The sequence below is a fragment of the Shewanella colwelliana ATCC 39565 genome (assembly GCF_000518705.1).
Taxonomy (GTDB): domain Bacteria; phylum Pseudomonadota; class Gammaproteobacteria; order Enterobacterales; family Shewanellaceae; genus Shewanella; species Shewanella colwelliana.
Genome location: NZ_JAEC01000022.1, coordinates 72,773 through 89,147 on the forward strand (window position 1 = coordinate 72,773; position 16,375 = coordinate 89,147).

General features: G+C 45.5%; 15 protein-coding genes. 6 read left to right on the plus strand and 9 right to left on the minus strand.

The genetic code is table 11. The features are described from left to right. The first annotated feature begins 81 nt into the window (after positions 1-81). Positions 82-1,905, plus strand: coding sequence for a DEAD/DEAH box helicase (locus L876_RS0110870; RefSeq protein ID WP_028763840.1), 1,824 nt, complete (start codon positions 82-84; stop codon positions 1,903-1,905). Between the two features lie 283 nt (positions 1,906-2,188). Continuing rightward, positions 2,189-3,142 (plus strand): alpha/beta fold hydrolase, encoded by a 954-nt coding sequence (locus L876_RS0110875; protein ID WP_037428457.1) that lies wholly within the window; start codon positions 2,189-2,191, stop codon positions 3,140-3,142. 9 nt (positions 3,143-3,151) lie between these two features. Here L876_RS0110875 and L876_RS0110880 read toward each other — a convergent pair whose 3' ends face one another. Next, on the minus strand, positions 3,152-4,273 hold the full coding sequence (locus L876_RS0110880; protein WP_028763842.1) for an NAD(P)/FAD-dependent oxidoreductase: 1,122 nt from the start codon (positions 4,271-4,273) through the stop codon (positions 3,152-3,154). Positions 4,274-4,544: 271 nt separating this feature from the next. Here L876_RS0110880 and L876_RS0110885 point away from each other — a divergent pair, with 271 nt between their 5' ends. Continuing rightward, the gene (locus L876_RS0110885) at positions 4,545-5,354 is read left to right on the plus strand and encodes a tetratricopeptide repeat protein (RefSeq protein ID WP_028763843.1); all 810 of its coding nucleotides are present in this window, start codon (positions 4,545-4,547) and stop codon (positions 5,352-5,354) included. Positions 5,355-5,446: 92 nt separating this feature from the next. Further along, the gene (locus L876_RS0110890) at positions 5,447-6,292 is read left to right on the plus strand and encodes a tetratricopeptide repeat protein (protein WP_028763844.1); all 846 of its coding nucleotides are present in this window, start codon (positions 5,447-5,449) and stop codon (positions 6,290-6,292) included. A 63-nt stretch (positions 6,293-6,355) separates the two neighbouring features. On the opposite strand, the gene L876_RS0110895 is transcribed toward L876_RS0110890, so the two are convergent. The 7 genes from L876_RS0110895 to metB all read right to left on the minus strand — a co-directional run bounded on the left by L876_RS0110895 (position 6,356) and on the right by metB (position 13,636). Further along, positions 6,356-6,733 carry a hypothetical protein gene (locus L876_RS0110895; RefSeq protein ID WP_028763845.1) on the minus strand — a complete coding sequence of 126 codons (378 nt, stop codon included), beginning with the start codon at positions 6,731-6,733 and terminating at the stop codon, positions 6,356-6,358. Between the two features lie 33 nt (positions 6,734-6,766). Continuing rightward, on the minus strand, positions 6,767-6,985 hold the full coding sequence (locus tag L876_RS0110900; protein ID WP_028763846.1) for a cysteine-rich CWC family protein: 219 nt from the start codon (positions 6,983-6,985) through the stop codon (positions 6,767-6,769). Positions 6,986-7,067: 82 nt separating this feature from the next. Next, positions 7,068-8,117, minus strand: a complete 1,050-nt coding sequence (locus L876_RS0110905; protein ID WP_028763847.1) for a c-type cytochrome — start codon at positions 8,115-8,117, stop codon at positions 7,068-7,070. A 22-nt stretch (positions 8,118-8,139) separates the two neighbouring features. After that, positions 8,140-8,742 (minus strand): c-type cytochrome, encoded by a 603-nt coding sequence (locus L876_RS0110910; protein WP_028763848.1) that lies wholly within the window; start codon positions 8,740-8,742, stop codon positions 8,140-8,142. A gap of 129 nt (positions 8,743-8,871) precedes the next feature. Continuing rightward, positions 8,872-9,762: a methylenetetrahydrofolate reductase gene (gene metF / locus L876_RS0110915; RefSeq protein WP_028763849.1), complete on the minus strand. Its 891-nt coding sequence runs from the start codon at positions 9,760-9,762 to the stop codon at positions 8,872-8,874. A gap of 294 nt (positions 9,763-10,056) precedes the next feature. Next, entirely contained in the window at positions 10,057-12,450 is a 2,394-nt protein-coding gene (locus L876_RS0110920; RefSeq protein WP_028763850.1) for a bifunctional aspartate kinase/homoserine dehydrogenase II, read from the minus strand. 19 nt (positions 12,451-12,469) lie between these two features. Then, positions 12,470-13,636, minus strand: coding sequence for a cystathionine gamma-synthase (metB, locus tag L876_RS0110925; protein WP_028763851.1), 1,167 nt, complete (start codon positions 13,634-13,636; stop codon positions 12,470-12,472). Positions 13,637-13,855: 219 nt separating this feature from the next. On the opposite strand from metB, the gene metJ reads away from it, so the two are divergent. Together metJ and L876_RS0110935 are read left to right on the plus strand one after the other, a co-directional pair. Next, a complete protein-coding gene (gene metJ / locus L876_RS0110930) occupies positions 13,856-14,170 on the plus strand; it encodes a met regulon transcriptional regulator MetJ (RefSeq protein ID WP_028763852.1) in 315 nt (104 codons plus the stop codon). Between the two features lie 121 nt (positions 14,171-14,291). Then, positions 14,292-15,020: a sulfite exporter TauE/SafE family protein gene (locus L876_RS0110935; protein ID WP_028763853.1), complete on the plus strand. Its 729-nt coding sequence runs from the start codon at positions 14,292-14,294 to the stop codon at positions 15,018-15,020. Positions 15,021-15,084: 64 nt separating this feature from the next. Here the strand turns inward: L876_RS0110935 and L876_RS0110940 are convergent, their stop codons facing one another. Continuing rightward, on the minus strand, positions 15,085-16,281 hold the full coding sequence (locus L876_RS0110940) for a conjugal transfer protein TraF (protein ID WP_028763854.1): 1,197 nt from the start codon (positions 16,279-16,281) through the stop codon (positions 15,085-15,087). Between the last annotated feature and the right edge of the window lie 94 nt (positions 16,282-16,375).

The window sequence follows — 16,375 nt, forward strand, 5'->3', positions numbered from 1 at the left end:
GTCGACACGGGGTTGATTTTCTGTCTTATAAAATCTTTAGGTGCAGTCTCTGCACTTTGTTACACCACAAGGCTACAACCCATGTCATCCAGTGAAAAAACTTTCCGCGAACTCGGCCTTGCCGAGCCTTTGTTGCGTGCTCTTGACGAGCTTGGTTATGAAAAACCAACGCCAATTCAATCTGCTAGTATCGACCCTCTTATGGCCGGTAAAGACATTTTGGGTCAAGCGCAAACAGGTACCGGTAAAACCGGTGCTTTTGCACTACCACTTTTAAATGCTATCGACCCTACCTCAAATACGCCACAAATCTTGGTATTGGCTCCGACTCGTGAACTTGCTGTTCAGGTTGCAGAAGCATTTGGTAGCTACTCTAAATTCATGAAAGGAATGCATGTACTGCCAATTTACGGCGGCCAGAGCATGCATCAACAACTTAACGCGTTGCGTCGTGGACCACAGATTATTGTTGGTACACCTGGCCGAGTTATGGACCACATGCGTCGTGGCACTCTTAAATTAGAGTCGCTAAAAGCAATGGTACTTGATGAAGCTGATGAGATGCTAAAAATGGGCTTCATCGATGATATCGAATGGATCCTTGAACACACGCCTAAGCAACGCCAACTTGCATTATTCTCAGCCACTATGCCTGAGCAAATTAAGCGTGTTGCTAACAAATATTTGTCTGAGCCTGTACACGTTAAAATCGCTGCAACGACTACCACAGTTGAAACCATTGAACAGCGTTTTGTACAAGTATCGCAACACAACAAACTTGAAGCACTTGTACGTGTGCTAGAAGTTGAGAAGACCGAAGGTATTATCATCTTCGTTCGTACTCGTAACAGTTGTGTTGAGCTAGCTGAAAAATTAGAAGCTCGCGGTTACGCTTCATCACCATTGCATGGTGATATGAATCAACAAGCTCGTGAACGTGCGGTTGATCAACTTAAGCGTGGCAAGCTAGATATTATCATTGCAACAGACGTTGCCGCTCGTGGTCTTGACGTTGAGCGTATTGGACACGTAGTTAACTACGATATTCCATACGATACAGAAGCTTACGTTCACCGTATTGGTCGTACTGGTCGTGCTGGTCGTACTGGTATGGCGATACTCTTCGTGACACATAGAGAGATGCGTATGCTACGCACTATCGAACGTGCCACCAATAGCCGCATCTCACCAATGGACGTACCAAGCCCAGAGACTGTGACTGAACGTCGTCTTTCTCGCTTAGGTGAGCAAATTGGCGAAGTGATTGCTAAAGACTCTTTAGACTTCATGAAAGGTGCAGTTGCACAACTATGCCAAGAATTAGAAGTCGATACCGACGTGCTTGCAGCGGCCTTATTGCAGCAAGTTCAGAAAGATCGTCCGCTACAATTACCTGCGATTAACGAACGTCAACGCGATAGCCGCGATGACCGTAGCAGCCGTGAACGTGGTGATCGTGCTCCGCGCGAACGTAACCGTCGTGATTCTCGCCCGACACCTACTAACCTAGGTAAGGCCGATACACTTAAAGATCATCCAGACGTTAAGATGTGTCGTTATGTCATCGATGTGGGTCGTGATCACGGTGTTGGTGTAGGTAACATTGTTGGTGCCGTCGCAAACGAAGCGAATATTGACAGCCGTTATATCGGTCAAATTCAATTATTTGATTCAATGACTGCGATTGATCTTCCTGATGGAATGCCAAAAGATGTGCTTCAGCACCTTAAGAAAGTACGTGTATGTGGCAAGCCGTTAAACATCCGTGAAGCCGGTACAGAATTACCAGCAAGCAGTGGTGACGATAGCCGTCCACCACGTCGTCGCAAGCCATCTGGCGATCGTCGTCCAGCGGGTGACAGAAAGCCACACCGTAAAGGTGGCGCGCCAAAAGATAATGGCTAATTAGCCTATCGATTTTAAAAGGGAGCCTTTAGGCTCCCTTTTTTGTTTCCAGCCCCCAGATCACACATAACCTACAACTCCCTTCAACGACCACAACACCCATAAAACTGCAAACAAACAAAATAGATACAGTCACTTAAACAATGAAGGTTTAATCTGTGCTGGCTCACATAATGCCATTTTTATAGGTTACCTTTTCACGTTACTGAATAAACTCAGCCGCGAGCCAGATAAGTGTAGGTGTTGTAATAACACATACCAGCTTTCACCGTGGAGTCGCTCTGTGTTGCAATTGAATCAAGAAGTTTGCATGAAAGTGGATGATATCTTCGTTCAGTACTACCTCTTCAATATGTCTAGTCCTGTGATGATCACTTTCCCACCTGGATGCCAGTATTTAACTCAGGAAAACATCGATGCGGGTAAAAGTGCATGGAGCTTTGATTTTTTCACCAAACAACAGATCAATGTCATCGCCTGTAACCACATTGGTGCTGATAACTATTTCGACTCCCCCCTGTTTGCTGAATTCATTAATACGCTTGCAATACATCTAGCACAGTTCCCTAAACGTTTAGGCTACGGTATCAGCCGTGGCGGTTATGCCGCATCTTTGTATGCCGACACTCTAGGCCTTGATGGCGCACTCCTGTTAATGCCTCTTAGCACTTATAATCCAACGTTGGCGCCATGGGATATTAAAGTCATTTCGGCAAATAAGCAGCATCCTGCGACTACAGAGCGAAAAGATGCAGCAAACTGCTCAACACCGCTGACCATTATTTACGATCCGCTATCACCCGCCGATAGAAAACACGCAGAGCGTTATGGGGAATCAGTTGAGAGAATTAGGTTACCCGGTGTTGGCCATAGAATATCAAGAACGCTGCAAGCATTAGGTATACTCAAATCAATCGTACTCATGTATCAACACGGCGAGATAGATAAGCACTATTTCTATACAGAGGTACGAAGAAGGCGACAGACAAGCTTTTACTTTAAAGGGCTATCGGTCAACCCAACAAAAAAACTCACGCTGAAACGCTTAGGCATTATCTATTACCATCAGCTTCGCTTCAAGCTCATGCATATTGAGCAACAGCCACAAAAAATAGCGTGTCGATGGCGAGATAGTTTACGCAAGCGTTGCCCAACAATAGTAATCAGCTACAAGTGGCTTTCTCCGTTATCAAATAATCACCTAATGCTGGCTAGTGGCGCGTTTGTATTTTGCTAAGTGTGATGATCACTCAAGCAATTCATTCGCAACATACTCAGCAATAGCCAAGCTTGCAGTCAATCCTGGTGACTCAATGCCAAATAAGTTCACTAAGCCTGGAATATGGTGCGTCCCAGGTAATTGAATATTAAAGTCTGCAAATCCACTACTTGGCCCCTGCAATTTAGGCCGAATACCCGCATAAGCTGGCTGTAACCGCTCCAATTCAACCTTAGGAAAATAGTTGACTATCGCTTGATAGAACGTCTCTCTTAAGGCTTCTGGAACCGTATAATCGGCACTATGATGCTGGGAAATATAAAGCGTATCTGGTCCAAACTTTAATTGCCCAGCCATATCAAGCGTTGCATGCACACCAAGGCCTGTGGTGTTAAGCTCAGGCATAGGATAAACCAGATGCGAAAAGGGATGACGACCCCTGTATGAGAAGTAGTGTCCTTTGCACCAATGCAATTGCGGAATATCTTTACGGTTGAGCCCCTCTATTCGCTGTGCGATATCCACACAGTGAAGTCCAGCGCTGTTAATAAGGTAACGTGTTTTAAGGCGCATGGTTTCACCACTATTTTCTAGTCGTAAAATAAAGCCATCATGCACTCTCTCGGCTCCAACAAACTCCGTGAGCCCAACAAAGTTACCGCCTTGGCGTTCAGTTTTTGCCATCAGGCTTAACATATAGTTATGGCTATCAATAATACCTGTAGAGGCAGAATAGAGAGCTTCACTCGCACGAATATGAGGAGCAAGCGCAGCAGCTTGAACCTTAGTCAGCAATGCTAAGTTGGTAACACCGTTATCCTTGGCCTGCCTAGCAAGTTTATGCAATGCCAACGTCTGCGCTGCCCCATTAGCGATAATCAGTTTTCCCGCTCGACGACAGGGTACCTGCCACTCTCGACAGTGTTGGTACAAAAGGTGCTGACCCTGAACACATAACTTGGCTTTTAAGCTATCGCTAGGATAATAGAGTCCAGCATGGATCACTTCACTATTGCGACTGCTTATTTCACCGCCAATATTTGTGTGGCGATCAACGACCAGTAAATTGGGGTAGCACTGACTTAACTTAGCTGCGATAGCTAAACCTATAACCCCAACCCCAACTACAACAACGTCAACTTGTTCCATCGAATATAAAATCCAGTTAAGTAATTTACAACAGATGCCATAGGGCAGATTTCGATATTAATACGTAAAACTGCGAGTAGTCAGTTCTCCTATTGTGTCGCTTTTATGACCATTGGCACCAAAGCTATAGTGAGCATTCAGAGTGCGAATTAACCTAATATTAACCATTCATAACAAAAACTTAACAACAGAGAATAGTACTAAAGTGCTATGGAGTTAATTAAATGTAACTGTTAGTAATAGATATTAACATTATCCAAGGATTCGGTTTATGAAGGGCACCATCGCACGACTGTTATTATTCATTACGCTCATGCTTAACTCTCAGGTAAGTTACAGTATCAATTTAGAAGCTTGCGATACCCTTTTGTGTAAAGAGTACTTTGAGGCCTACACGATATTGACCAAGCGCGGACATTCAGATGCAATGGCAACCTTAGGCGAACTTTATTACGTCGGTTATGGTACTGAAAAAGATCTGGATAAGGCATTTAAGTGGTTTCGACGTGCAGCAAAATTCGGTAATACTACCGCCCAGTATAAAGCTGGAGTCATGTATCTACAGCAATCTGACTATCAAGATATCGACAAAGGCCTTAGTCTGCTTGAAAAAAGTACTAAAGTATCCTTTTCGCCAAGTGCATTCCTATTAGGCAAACTTTACTTACAGAGTCATTTGATCAAACAAGATCTCGAACTCGCCGATAAGTGGCTATCAAATGCCTACCAACTTAATAATGTTGAGGCAATGAAGTTTGCTAAAGCCCTACGCCTAAACCCGCAATCACATAATTTAGCCCTACCAACACTGTTTGCACTGGTCGATGACGAAGCGCCAGTCTCTAAGGAATACGCCAGCCCTGTCGGTGAAATGGAGGTGATCATTGTTACTGCACCCGATTACACCGCCTATTTCGATGATGAAATTGCACGTTTAAATCGTACTCGTCCAGATACTGAGTCAGGCACTGGCTCAAATATCGCTGGCAGAACCTGTTCAGATCTCTGGGCCTGCTCTAGTGAAGGAGATGGCGAACGAATAAGAGATTTCATGCTCTCTGGCTGGGGCGGCGCAATTTAAATCCTAGATAAACAACCCACATCAACTAGTTGTACGCAGGGCCTTAACCAAGGCTCTGCGGGTTGAATTTACTCATTAAAAAAGGATCAACCATGATACGGAAAATCAAACAACTCACGCTATTTACAGCACTGTTACTTGCACTGCCATCCAGCTATGCAACAGGCTTAGAAGCTTGTAATACGGCTGAATGTAAAGACTATTTTGACGCCTATAAAATCTTAACCAAACGTGGTCACTCTGATGCGATGGCAACCTTAGGTGAGCTATATTATTCCGGCTACGGCACAGAGAAAGATATCAAGCAAGCATTGAAATGGTTTCGACGTGCAGCAAAATTTGGTAATACCACAGCTCAATACAAAGCGGGAGTAATGTACCTGCAAAACACCGATTATCAAGATATCGATAAAGGGATCACCCTGCTGAAAAAGAGTACTAAAGTCGATTTTTCCCCAAGTGCGTTAGTCTTAGGCAAGATCTACCTAGGCGGACATTTGGTAGAACAAGATCAGCAAGAAGCTGATAACTGGTTAGCCAAAGCGTACGAGCTAAATAACAGCGAAGCTAAAGCACTAGCTAAACAGCTTAAAGAAGCAGAGTACGCCAATACGTTGGCACTACCTAAGCTGTTTAGCTTAGTGGAGGCTGATAAAGGGGCGGCATCTGGTAGTGATTCGCCAATAGGTGAAATGGAAACAATCACAGTAACAGCACCAGATTATAAAAAGTACTTTGACGATGAAATTGCCCGCCTAAACAATACTCGTCCAGATACTGAGTCAGGCACTGGCTCAAATATCGCTGGCAGAACTTGCGCCGAGATGTGGGGTTGTAGCTCGGAAGGAGATGGTGAACGAATTCGAGATGTCATGTTTTCGGATTGGGGAAGAGAAACCATTCAATTCCGTATAGAGGGAGCAAACTATTTTCAATAGGTTAAAGCATTATCCCTAAGTAAAAAGGAGGTTATCTAAACCTCCTTTTTCTTTAGTCAAAAATTAAATATGGTCAAAATCCACACTATAAGCCAGTGCTCGACAACTTAAAAAATCGGGACAGTCATTATTAATTTTATAGTCGACACACTCCATCACAACAATGCCATTGGCCCCTAACTTCTGCGCTTTATATTTTAGATTACCGAGCAATAAGGATTCCGTTGGCCTTGGCTGATCTGGACGTGTACGACAAAAAGACGCTTCTACTTTTCCTAAAGATTGAGCGCTATAGCGGCTAATTTCCGCTAACGAGTACTCTTCAACCTTGTAGGTTTTTAACGCATCTTCTGGATTAGGGCTAAAGACAGAATTAACCCTCACCCCACTGCACCCGGTTAAAACACTCAATGTCAGGATGATGCCATAAACTTTATACATCTTGATTCTTCCCTAAATCTATCCAACTAAAAATTAATCCACTCTTTTGATCGCAATATCATATTCCACCGCTAACGCCAGCATGCAACGTTGGCACACACAGGTTCCTAGTGATAACACTTTCTCATCCACCATGACTTTCGGTGGGAAAGCGACCTGCTGACACCAACAGTCATCGATGCTTTGCTGATTGGCAACGGCACAAGCATTGGTACCATGGCATATCGGACATTGCTTTGTTTCGTCATCCATTGGAGGCTCAGTTAAAAAGGTGTAAAGAAAGTGCTAATAAGGCAAAACTAACACTCCCATAATCTAGACTCAAACAGTTTTACTACTTGTCTGGATTCACGGGATAAGCCTTACTACCCAGCATAGGGCCATTATCAACCGCCTTGCCATAGTACCCCTGGTGCTGGTGATATTGTTTCGCCAAATCGGCAACACCTTTATTGGTCAAGCGAGGATCTTGTGGGCGCTCTTTTGAAGTAACATAAGCCGCCACATCCCAGGCTTGCTGGTTTGTCAGCGTAATACTCTTACCAAAAGGCATATTCTCATAAATAAAGTTCGCTGCGGTATTCACTCTGTGCATTCCTGCTCCCCAGTTAAAGCTATCTGGTCCCCACAGTGGTGGTAAGCTATAAATACCAGCGATGGCTAATCCTTGCCCATTATCACCATGGCAAGCTTGGCAGTGAGCTTTATAGACCTCTGCTCCACGCTCAGGTGAATAAGCGAGCTCTGGCTTAGGGATTGCGGGGAAGCCTCGTCCAGCAAGCTTGGCACGCTCATCCATCGTCATCGCCGAAGCGATCGCCTCTGGCAATGAAAAATCATCACGTTTACCCCCCAAGACTAGCGCTTTATCGCTCAACTCAGGAACCTCTCCAGCCACTTGATATTGATCCATCAACCCACCCATCGCTAACCAATAGGAGTAAGCAGATAAAGCTATTAACTCAGGACTATCATTGTCAGGCGCTTGCCCATTCATCGAATAAGTGAAACAGCCTTGTAAGCGCTCTTGATAGCTGTTTACTTTGTCATTTTTTTTACGATAAGCGGGATACGCTAAATAGGCTGCCCATAATGGCGATGCATTCGCTTTGCGCCCGGCATCCATATGGCAATTAGAGCAATTCAACTCATTACCCACATACTGACCACGCAACTGCTGAGTATTTACAAATAGCTGATACCCCATACGGACTTTGTCGCCAAACTCTCCTTTAGGGATACTTGCCAACGATCTAACTGGTAAATAGCTGTCGGTTGGCTTTTTCGGCGATGTAAACAACTCCGCTTGTTTATCAGGTAACGCCTCAGATACGCCTTGAATACTCACACTGCTTAGCAACAATAGTGGAACACTCCATAAAATAACCTTATTCATTACTCGCTCCCTATTTTATTGCGGCTAAATAACTGGCCAGCGCATCAATCTCTGCGGCGGTGAGCTTATTGGCAATGGAGGCCATCATCCCATCGACATCCCCTTTGCGGGTCCCGGTTTGCCATGCCAATAATTGCGTCTTTATATAACTGGCTTGCTGGCCAGCGAGCCTTGGAAACTGCCCGCCACCCAAGGTTGATGAGCCGTGACAGGTCACACATGCCGGTATTAACCGCCCCCAATCGCCTTGGTAAACCAAGGTCGAGGCGGGCTCATTAAAACTCACCGTGTCACCACGAATATGCAGTTTGATTTCAGGCAGCGCTTGACTGGCGAAATATTCAGAGACCTGTGTAATCTTATCCCCTTGAAGTGTCATCGCCATCGGCGCCATAATGGGGTTTTGCCGTTTACCTTGTTGAAACAGCGCTATTTGCTGCGCAATATACTCAGCAGAAAGTCCGGCAATACGAGGACCAACAGGTTCTATCCCTCCCCCTGTAGGGCCATGACAACCGACACACAGCTGGGCGGATGCGGGCATAGGAAGCGGTTCTGAAAAAGCGGGCTGTGCAAGTAAACACAAGCTAATTAGACAGGCAAATACTCTCATCTCAATCTCCTTATTCTTAGAGACTAATCATAGAGGGATTTGCCCAATACAACATAATCAATTGGACTTAAACTGCAAAAACAAAAACGCCCCATAGCAATATGAGGCGTTATCTTAACCAGTTGCAGCCTATTTTCCCGGTCTAACCCCTAGCGTATGACAGATAGCATAGGTTAACTCAGCACGATTTAGCGTATAAAAATGGAAATCTTTCACCCCTTCACGAGACAAGACTTTTACCATATCAATCGCCACATTCGCACCGACAAGCTGACGAGTGGACGGGTCATCATCGAGTCCTTCAAACTGCTTATGTAACCAGCCAGGAATAGAAACGTTAGTCATCCCTGCAAAGCGTTTAAGCTGCTTAAAGTTAGTTACTGGCAAAATACCAGGGACTATCTCCACATCAATCCCTGCCGCGACACAGCGGTCACGAAAACGCAGGTAAGACTCAACATCGAAAAAGAACTGGGTAATGGCACGATTAGCCCCTGCATCGATCTTTTTCTTCAGGTTGATCAGATCTGCCTGGGCATTGGTCGCATCAGGATGAACTTCAGGATAAGCAGCGACTGAGATATCAAAATCAGCCACCGAACGAAGCAAACGAACTAAGTCGTTTGCAAACCGAGTGGGTTTTGGGCTGCCATCGGGTAGGTCGCCACGTAGGGCTACAATATCGCGCACGCCAGAATTCCAATAATGCTTGGCTAACTCGACCAATTCTTCATCACTGGCATCGACTAACGTGAGATGAGGAGCAGCAACTAAATCGGTCTCTTTTTGGATACGCTCTATCACACCATGGGTGCGATCTCGAACACCGGAGTTAGCCCCATAGGTCACCGAAACAAACTTAGGATTTAGCGGCTCCAATCGACGAATCGAGTTCCAGAGGATCTTCTCCATCTCTGGCGTCGCTGGCGGGAAAAACTCAAAAGAGACATTAATATCACCATTTAGCTCAGACAAGCTTTGGTTCAACGAATTTGCATGTTGTGCGTGGTGAAAAGCCATCTTATTTCCCTCAACGTTCGAATAGTTACCAAATAGACGTTTGGACGTCTATATGTCCATATACTAGAGAAACTGAGTTTGAAGTCAAGCGTAAAAATGAGTAGAAGATAAAATAATCTATTCCCGATAACAGGCGACTGAAAACCACATGGCAAGAGTAAACTCAAGCAGCTGTTTTAAATAGATTTATCAATATTAAATCACAAGGGGAACAGCAACAAAAAATACTTGTGGAAAGTCAGGGGAATGATAAGAGAGTGCCTTAATACGGATTAAGGCACTTTATAACGCCAGTTATTCTTGTAACAGATCGCGGCAGATCTGAGCCAAATCTGACTGCACAGCGGCGGCAGTCACCTCACGCCCAGCACCAGGCCCACGAATAATGAGTGGATTGTCTTGATAAAAAGCGCTGCGGATAACAAACACATTGTCACCAGGGGTGAGGTTGGCGTACGGATGAGTGCGATCGACCCATTGTATACCGACCTCAGCCTTGAGCCCCCCTTCAAGCCAATCTAACGAGGCGACGTAGCGCAATACCTTGCCTTGCTCTGCAGCGGCTTGATATTGCTGCTGCATTTCAACATCTAACTCTGATAACCGCTCAATAAACTGAGGCAGAGGAATATCGACTAAGTGCTCAGGGACTAAAGAATTTAGCACAATCTCATCGAGCTCAATGTCATGCCCTATCTCTCGCGCTAATATCAACAACTTGCGTTGCATATCTCGCCCTGAAAGATCGTCTCGCGGATCCGGTTCAGTAATACCCAGCCCTTTGGCTTCTAGCACTAATTCTGAAAACGGCTTTTTACCATCAAAGTGCTCAAACAGCCAGCATAGTGTACCGGAGAAAATCCCACCAACAGCCTCAATATTGTCGCCGCTATTATGCAGATCATTAAGCACATGTTGCACTGGCAATCCCGCACCGCAGCTGGCATTGTAGCGCCAAAAAAGGCGGCGATTTCCCAACTGTTGCTTAAGCTCTCGATAGAAAGTTAACGGTCCAGAACCTGCCAACTTATTCGCACTCACCACATGAATGCCGCGAGCAAAAAATTCGGGGTACTGCAAGGTTAAATCGGCGCTAGCACTGATATCTAAGGCAATAATTTCATCACAATCTAGTTGCTGTAGTTGATCAAACAGGCTGGCATATTCCCAATCTGTTGCTGTTTGCTCAAATTGATCTTGCCAGGTATCGAGCGCAATATCGTCATCACTTATTAGTGCTTTCTTCGAGCTGACTAAACCGATCAACTCAACACTCACCTCGAGCTCTTTATTCAGTACTGGCCTTGCACGTTTAAACAGATCGATCCACGCTTCACCGATATTACCAATTCCCAGCAGTAACACGCCAATACGCTTACGTGGTCCCGCACAACGTCGATGAACTTTTTGCGTAAGCAGATTAACCTGACCTTTAGGCACCAAGGTGACTAAACTTAAACCATCGTTGCACAATGGGTGGGCGTCACGATTGAGTAAGCGCGCGAAGCCACGGCGATATAAGCCAGCATCAGCACTCACTAATGCCACCAGTCCGAGATCATCTCTGATCTGCAAGCCTTCAATATGCAAATAATCATTATTGGCTTCAAAAATGGCTAAAGCCTGCTTTTGATTTTCATGAGTAAAGGCTAGTTCAGCACGGCCATGAGCGAGTGACCAATAAGCCAATGGGGTTAACCCTGCTTCAGCAAAGCAGCTTAATAACTGAGGTAGCTCCGCCTTTAAGGTCACATTGAATAAGGAAACACTTGGCAAGCTAGTCACGACTGGCGCACTGGCTGAGGAGCTTTTAGGCGCAATGAGAGTAAAGTCAGTATGGGGGGCGTAACTAGAGCGAACTGCTAAGCTAACTTCGGTATCAAACAGTGGCTGTAAGGTACGATTGTGCAGCACGGGCGATCCAAGATGTGCCAGTCGATTAGCCTCAGTAAGCGACATACTCTTGAGCAACTTTGCGTCATTGATACGGTTTGGGTCCGCATTAAAGACCCCTTCTACGTCGGTCCATATCGTGACGCGTTCTATATTGGCAAGGCTTGCCAATAGGGTGGCACTAAAGTCTGAACCATTGCGACCTAAGAGTAACGTGTCACCTTGTTCATTGGCACAAATAAAACCAGTGATCACCAAGCGCTCATTAGGGTGAGCCGCAAGCATCTGCTGCACTTTATCTTTTGACTCTTGTAGGCGGATCTGCGGCACTGCACCTTCATCGGCCACCAATAGTGTGCGAGCATCAATATCTGCCGCCGCAACACCCGATTCACGCAGTAACGCTGCCAATAAACGTGATGACCAACGCTCGCCGAAACTCACCACTTGATTACTCTGGTAATCGTTGAGCTTTTCCAGTGACAGTAAACTGGTCAACTGCGACTTATCAGTCGATAGACGCTCACGTAGACTGCGAGCTTGCTCGTTAGATAACAGCTGTTCAATCAGGTTCTGTTGGTAACTAATGAGGACTTGAAGCTCCTCTTGCCAAAGTTGCTTACCGTCACTCAGCTCCAATAACTTATAAAGAAAATTCGTACTCTTACCCGCGGCAGAAACCACGATTAAATCATCGCTATGGCCATGAGTAAGTAGAATATGAGCTACGCGGCGGTAACAATCAGCGTCCGCTAGACTAGAACCACCAAATTTATGCAAATGACATCGTGTCATTTTTCGCTCCTCAAACCTTTTAACAACTTGCTGCAACAGCGGCATCTAGACCTAATTGAATATCGGCGACCAAATCGTCGCTATCTTCAATGCCCACTGACAATCGAATTAGAGTATCTTTAACGCCCGCTTGCGCGCGAGCTTCTGGTTCCATTGCTCTGTGGGTCATTGTAGCAGGAACCGCGACTAAGCTCTCGACTCCCCCCAGGCTTTCAGCCACAGAAAAACATTTTAACGCATCTAAAAAGGCAATAAGTTCGGCTTCGCCACCTTTTAGCTCAAAGCTGAGCATTGCACCGAAACCTTTTTGCTGTTTTGCCGCAATTTCATGCCCTGGGTGGTCGCTTAGCCCAGGATAATAAACCTTTTCAACACCAATATGGGACGTTAATACCGCCAGCACCTTTTGAGCATTGGCTTGGTGCTCACGAATTCTTACGGCCAGAGTACGCAAACCACGCAGGGTTAAGTAACTGTCAAACGCAGACCCCGTTAAACCTAAGGTATTTGACCACCAATGAAGTAACTCACCCACCTCAGCGTCTTTAGCCACAACAGCCCCACCAACCACATCGCTGTGGCCATTGATATATTTGGTCGTTGAGTGGATAACAATATCTGCGCCCAACAGTAACGGCTGTTGCAAAATAGGAGAAAGGAAGGTGTTATCTACCACAACTTGAGCGCCAACGTTATGACTCGCATTGGCAATAGCCTCAATATCAACCACACGAAGCAGCGGATTAGATGGGGTTTCTAACCAGACCATTTTAGGCTGTTGCGCAATAGCGGCATCGAGGGCGGCCTGGTCAGTTTGATCTACCACGGCGAGTTTAAATGCCCCTTTCTTAGCAAGGTTGGTGAATAAGCGGTAGCTTCCGCCGTAACAATCATGAGGCACTACGAGCAGATCATCCGGACCCAGTAAACTTGTCACTAAGGTGATAGCAGCCATACCTGTACAAGTCACGACACCCGTCGCCCCTTTTTCAAGCTCGGCGATGGCATCCCCCAAAATAGATCGGGTCGGATTGCCTGAACGGCTATAATCGAAATCTCGTGGGTTTTTATGGCCATCAAAGGAGTAGTTGGTCGACAGATAAATTGGCGGAACAACCGCACCATGTTGGGTATCAGATTCGATACCTCGACGTACTGCGGCGGTGGCTAATTTTCGCTCTGTCATCTTGCACTCCTATCAATCAAATTGGTTTCATTCATCGGTAAAGATGTCTGGACGTCTAAATGTACCTAAGCTAGCCCTGACCGTCAACACATTTAGACGTTTAGACGTCCAAACATTTAGAAATCTATTTGCAATTAACAAAAATTACAGGCAATAATTTGACTGTAATTTGTAAGGGTATAAAATCTGCCCCGAATTTGAGAATTTACAGGTGAGTCGATGACTGAGTGGAATGGCGATTATATCAGCCCATATGCTGAACATGGTAAGAAGAATGAGCAGGTCAAAAAGATCACTGTCTCAATTCCTCTAAAGGTACTTAAAGTGTTAACCGATGAGCGCACTCGTCGTCAGGTTAATAACTTGCGCCATGCCACCAATAGTGAACTGTTGTGCGAAGCCTTTTTGCACGCATACACAGGTCAACCCTTACCAGATGATGAAGATCTTTCAAAAGATAAGCCTGATAGCATCCCTGCTGAAGTGAAAAAGCTCATGACCGAAATGGGCATTGAATGGGAAGAGCTAGAATAGATATCACTCGCATGAGTCGTTAGTGACAACAGCGCGAATAACAGCAACAGGGATCGCTTAGCGGTCCCTGTTTGTTTTTTCACTCGCATCACCCCGTAAGGATAACTAACACGTGACCGACATCTCCTTAGATCTTGTCACTTTTGGACTTGCCTTTATTATCATTTTCCTTGGTGCACTCACCCAAAGTCTCATTGGCTTTGGGCTTGCGGTAGTGGCATCGCCACTGCTCTATCTCGTGGATCCAAGTTTAGTGCCTGCACCTGTCATTATAATGGGGTTTTCTATCTCATTGATGACGCTATTTCGTGAGCGTAACGCATTAGAATTTAACGGCTTACAATATGCCTTACTTGGAAGGATTCCAGGCGGCTTGCTCGGTGCCTCGTTACTGCTATTCGCTCCTCAAGCGGTTCTGGGCTTAGCCATTGCCACCATTGTTGCGCTAGCCGTGCTATTAAGTTTGTTAAAATTCAGTATTCCCGTCAATCGTCGAAGTCTATTTGCCGCAGGCATAGTGTCAGGCATATTTGGCAATATTGCAGCCATTGGCGGACCGCCACTGGCAATACTGCTATCAGGTAAAGATGCCAAACAATTTCGAGCCGCACTCTCAGCCTTTTTTATCTTCAGTTCAACCATTGCATTGCTAATTTTAGCCTTGGCGGGGCTATTGACGACGTACCATTTCTACATCTCATTGCTTTTGTTGCCGGCGGTGTTGTTTGGCTATCTCGTGGCGGGACGTCTCGTTGGTCAAATCGATAAAAACAAAACACGCTCAATGACCTTAATACTTTGTTCTGTGAGCGCATTAATATTAGCGACTAAGTCATTCATAGAGCTATAGGTCTCTCTTTAAAAAGCAAAAAGGCTGATAGTGAGTATCAGCCTTTGAGTCATATCCACGTTAATTAAAAATGATAGGATGTTTGAATCACACCACCAATGGCATCGTCACTGCCTACAATACCGGTAAAATCAAGATTAAAAGATTGGCCAAAGGTAAAGCCTGTGCCCACAGAATAAACATCTGTGGTGCTATCTTTCAAATCATGTCGATAACCTAAACGCACCGCTAACCAATCAGTGGCTTTCACCTCACCACCGACACGCCAATACTGGGTAGAATCAATCCCATCAAATCGTTTATGACTATTCAGGTCAACATCAGTGGTTACACTAAAGTTCGACCAATCATAGGCAACACCTGCCGTGTATAAGGCATCGATACGATAGGTAAACTGTCTGCCCAGTGATTCAACAGTATCCACTTTTTGGCTAATAAGGTTACGACCAGACAAACCAACAGTCAGGCCATCCATCGGCTGCATCGCAATACCAACGTCAAGGTTAAAGGCGGTTTCGTTGTTGCGATACTTTTCATCATCAAAGTCATCGGCATCATAATTGTTTGCACTGACAACATAGTTGTATGTGTCGATACGTTGCATTTTGGGTGAAATTCCCACAGCGATAGGCATATTAACGATCGATAGGGGAAAGCTAAGGGCAACACCCAAATCCGATACGGCGCCAGCCACGACAGCGCCCTGGGAATCTAAATCAGTCACCGCAGGAGGGTTATTGGGATCTAGGCCGTTGAGAGCATCTAAGTCACTCTGCTCAATAGCGGCCACACTCAACGCATCAAGATACGTCTTATAAAAAATAGCCATGGGCATACGCTTAGTTGGCAGCACCACTGATAGGCCTAAACCAAAGCTCGCATAAGCATTGTCACCGTTTAACGATTCAAGATCGCCTACAAGCGCGTTGCGATAGGTATCGATAGCTGTGGTATCTCCCGAATCAATCGCAGCCTCTAAGCCATCATAGGACAGCTGCAGCGCATCGAATTTATCGGTGAAATTACTGACATTGCTGGTATCAAAGCCCAGAGCAGGTAGCATCACCACGCCACCAGCATAATGTGGCGCATGAATCGCGAGCAGCGCGGGGTTTATGAACGCAGCGCCTTCGCGATTAGAGGCTGCGACACCCGCACCGCCCATTGCATCACCGCGCGCTTCGTAAAACTGTTGTCCCGCCAATGCGGTAGACGTAACACAGCACATAGATAGAACAAGAAAAGCATTCCTCAACTTCATCCCTTCACCCCTGTCATTTATTCTTATTCTGACTGCAAAAAACCAACACAGATCGAATATAAAGATAGTCCATTGCCAGAAATTGTGGCGGATA

What these genes read in the sequence shown, in the direction of transcription:
- L876_RS0110885 (WP_028763843.1), top strand. Translation starts at nt 4,545, where the DNA reads ATGAAGGGCACCATCGCACGACTGTTATTATTCATTACGCTCATGCTT.
- L876_RS0110870 (WP_028763840.1), top strand. Translation starts at nt 82, where the DNA reads ATGTCATCCAGTGAAAAAACTTTCCGCGAACTCGGCCTTGCCGAGCCT.
- metJ (WP_028763852.1), top strand. Translation starts at nt 13,856, where the DNA reads ATGACTGAGTGGAATGGCGATTATATCAGCCCATATGCTGAACATGGT.
- L876_RS0110880 (WP_028763842.1), bottom strand. Translation starts at nt 4,273, where the DNA reads ATGGAACAAGTTGACGTTGTTGTAGTTGGGGTTGGGGTTATAGGTTTA.
- L876_RS0110890 (WP_028763844.1), top strand. Translation starts at nt 5,447, where the DNA reads ATGATACGGAAAATCAAACAACTCACGCTATTTACAGCACTGTTACTT.
- metF (WP_028763849.1), bottom strand. Translation starts at nt 9,762, where the DNA reads ATGGCTTTTCACCACGCACAACATGCAAATTCGTTGAACCAAAGCTTG.
- metB (WP_028763851.1), bottom strand. Translation starts at nt 13,636, where the DNA reads ATGACAGAGCGAAAATTAGCCACCGCCGCAGTACGTCGAGGTATCGAA.
- L876_RS0110900 (WP_028763846.1), bottom strand. Translation starts at nt 6,985, where the DNA reads ATGGATGACGAAACAAAGCAATGTCCGATATGCCATGGTACCAATGCT.
- L876_RS0110895 (WP_028763845.1), bottom strand. Translation starts at nt 6,733, where the DNA reads ATGTATAAAGTTTATGGCATCATCCTGACATTGAGTGTTTTAACCGGG.
- L876_RS0110940 (WP_028763854.1), bottom strand. Translation starts at nt 16,281, where the DNA reads ATGAAGTTGAGGAATGCTTTTCTTGTTCTATCTATGTGCTGTGTTACG.
- L876_RS0110910 (WP_028763848.1), bottom strand. Translation starts at nt 8,742, where the DNA reads ATGAGAGTATTTGCCTGTCTAATTAGCTTGTGTTTACTTGCACAGCCC.
- L876_RS0110920 (WP_028763850.1), bottom strand. Translation starts at nt 12,450, where the DNA reads ATGACACGATGTCATTTGCATAAATTTGGTGGTTCTAGTCTAGCGGAC.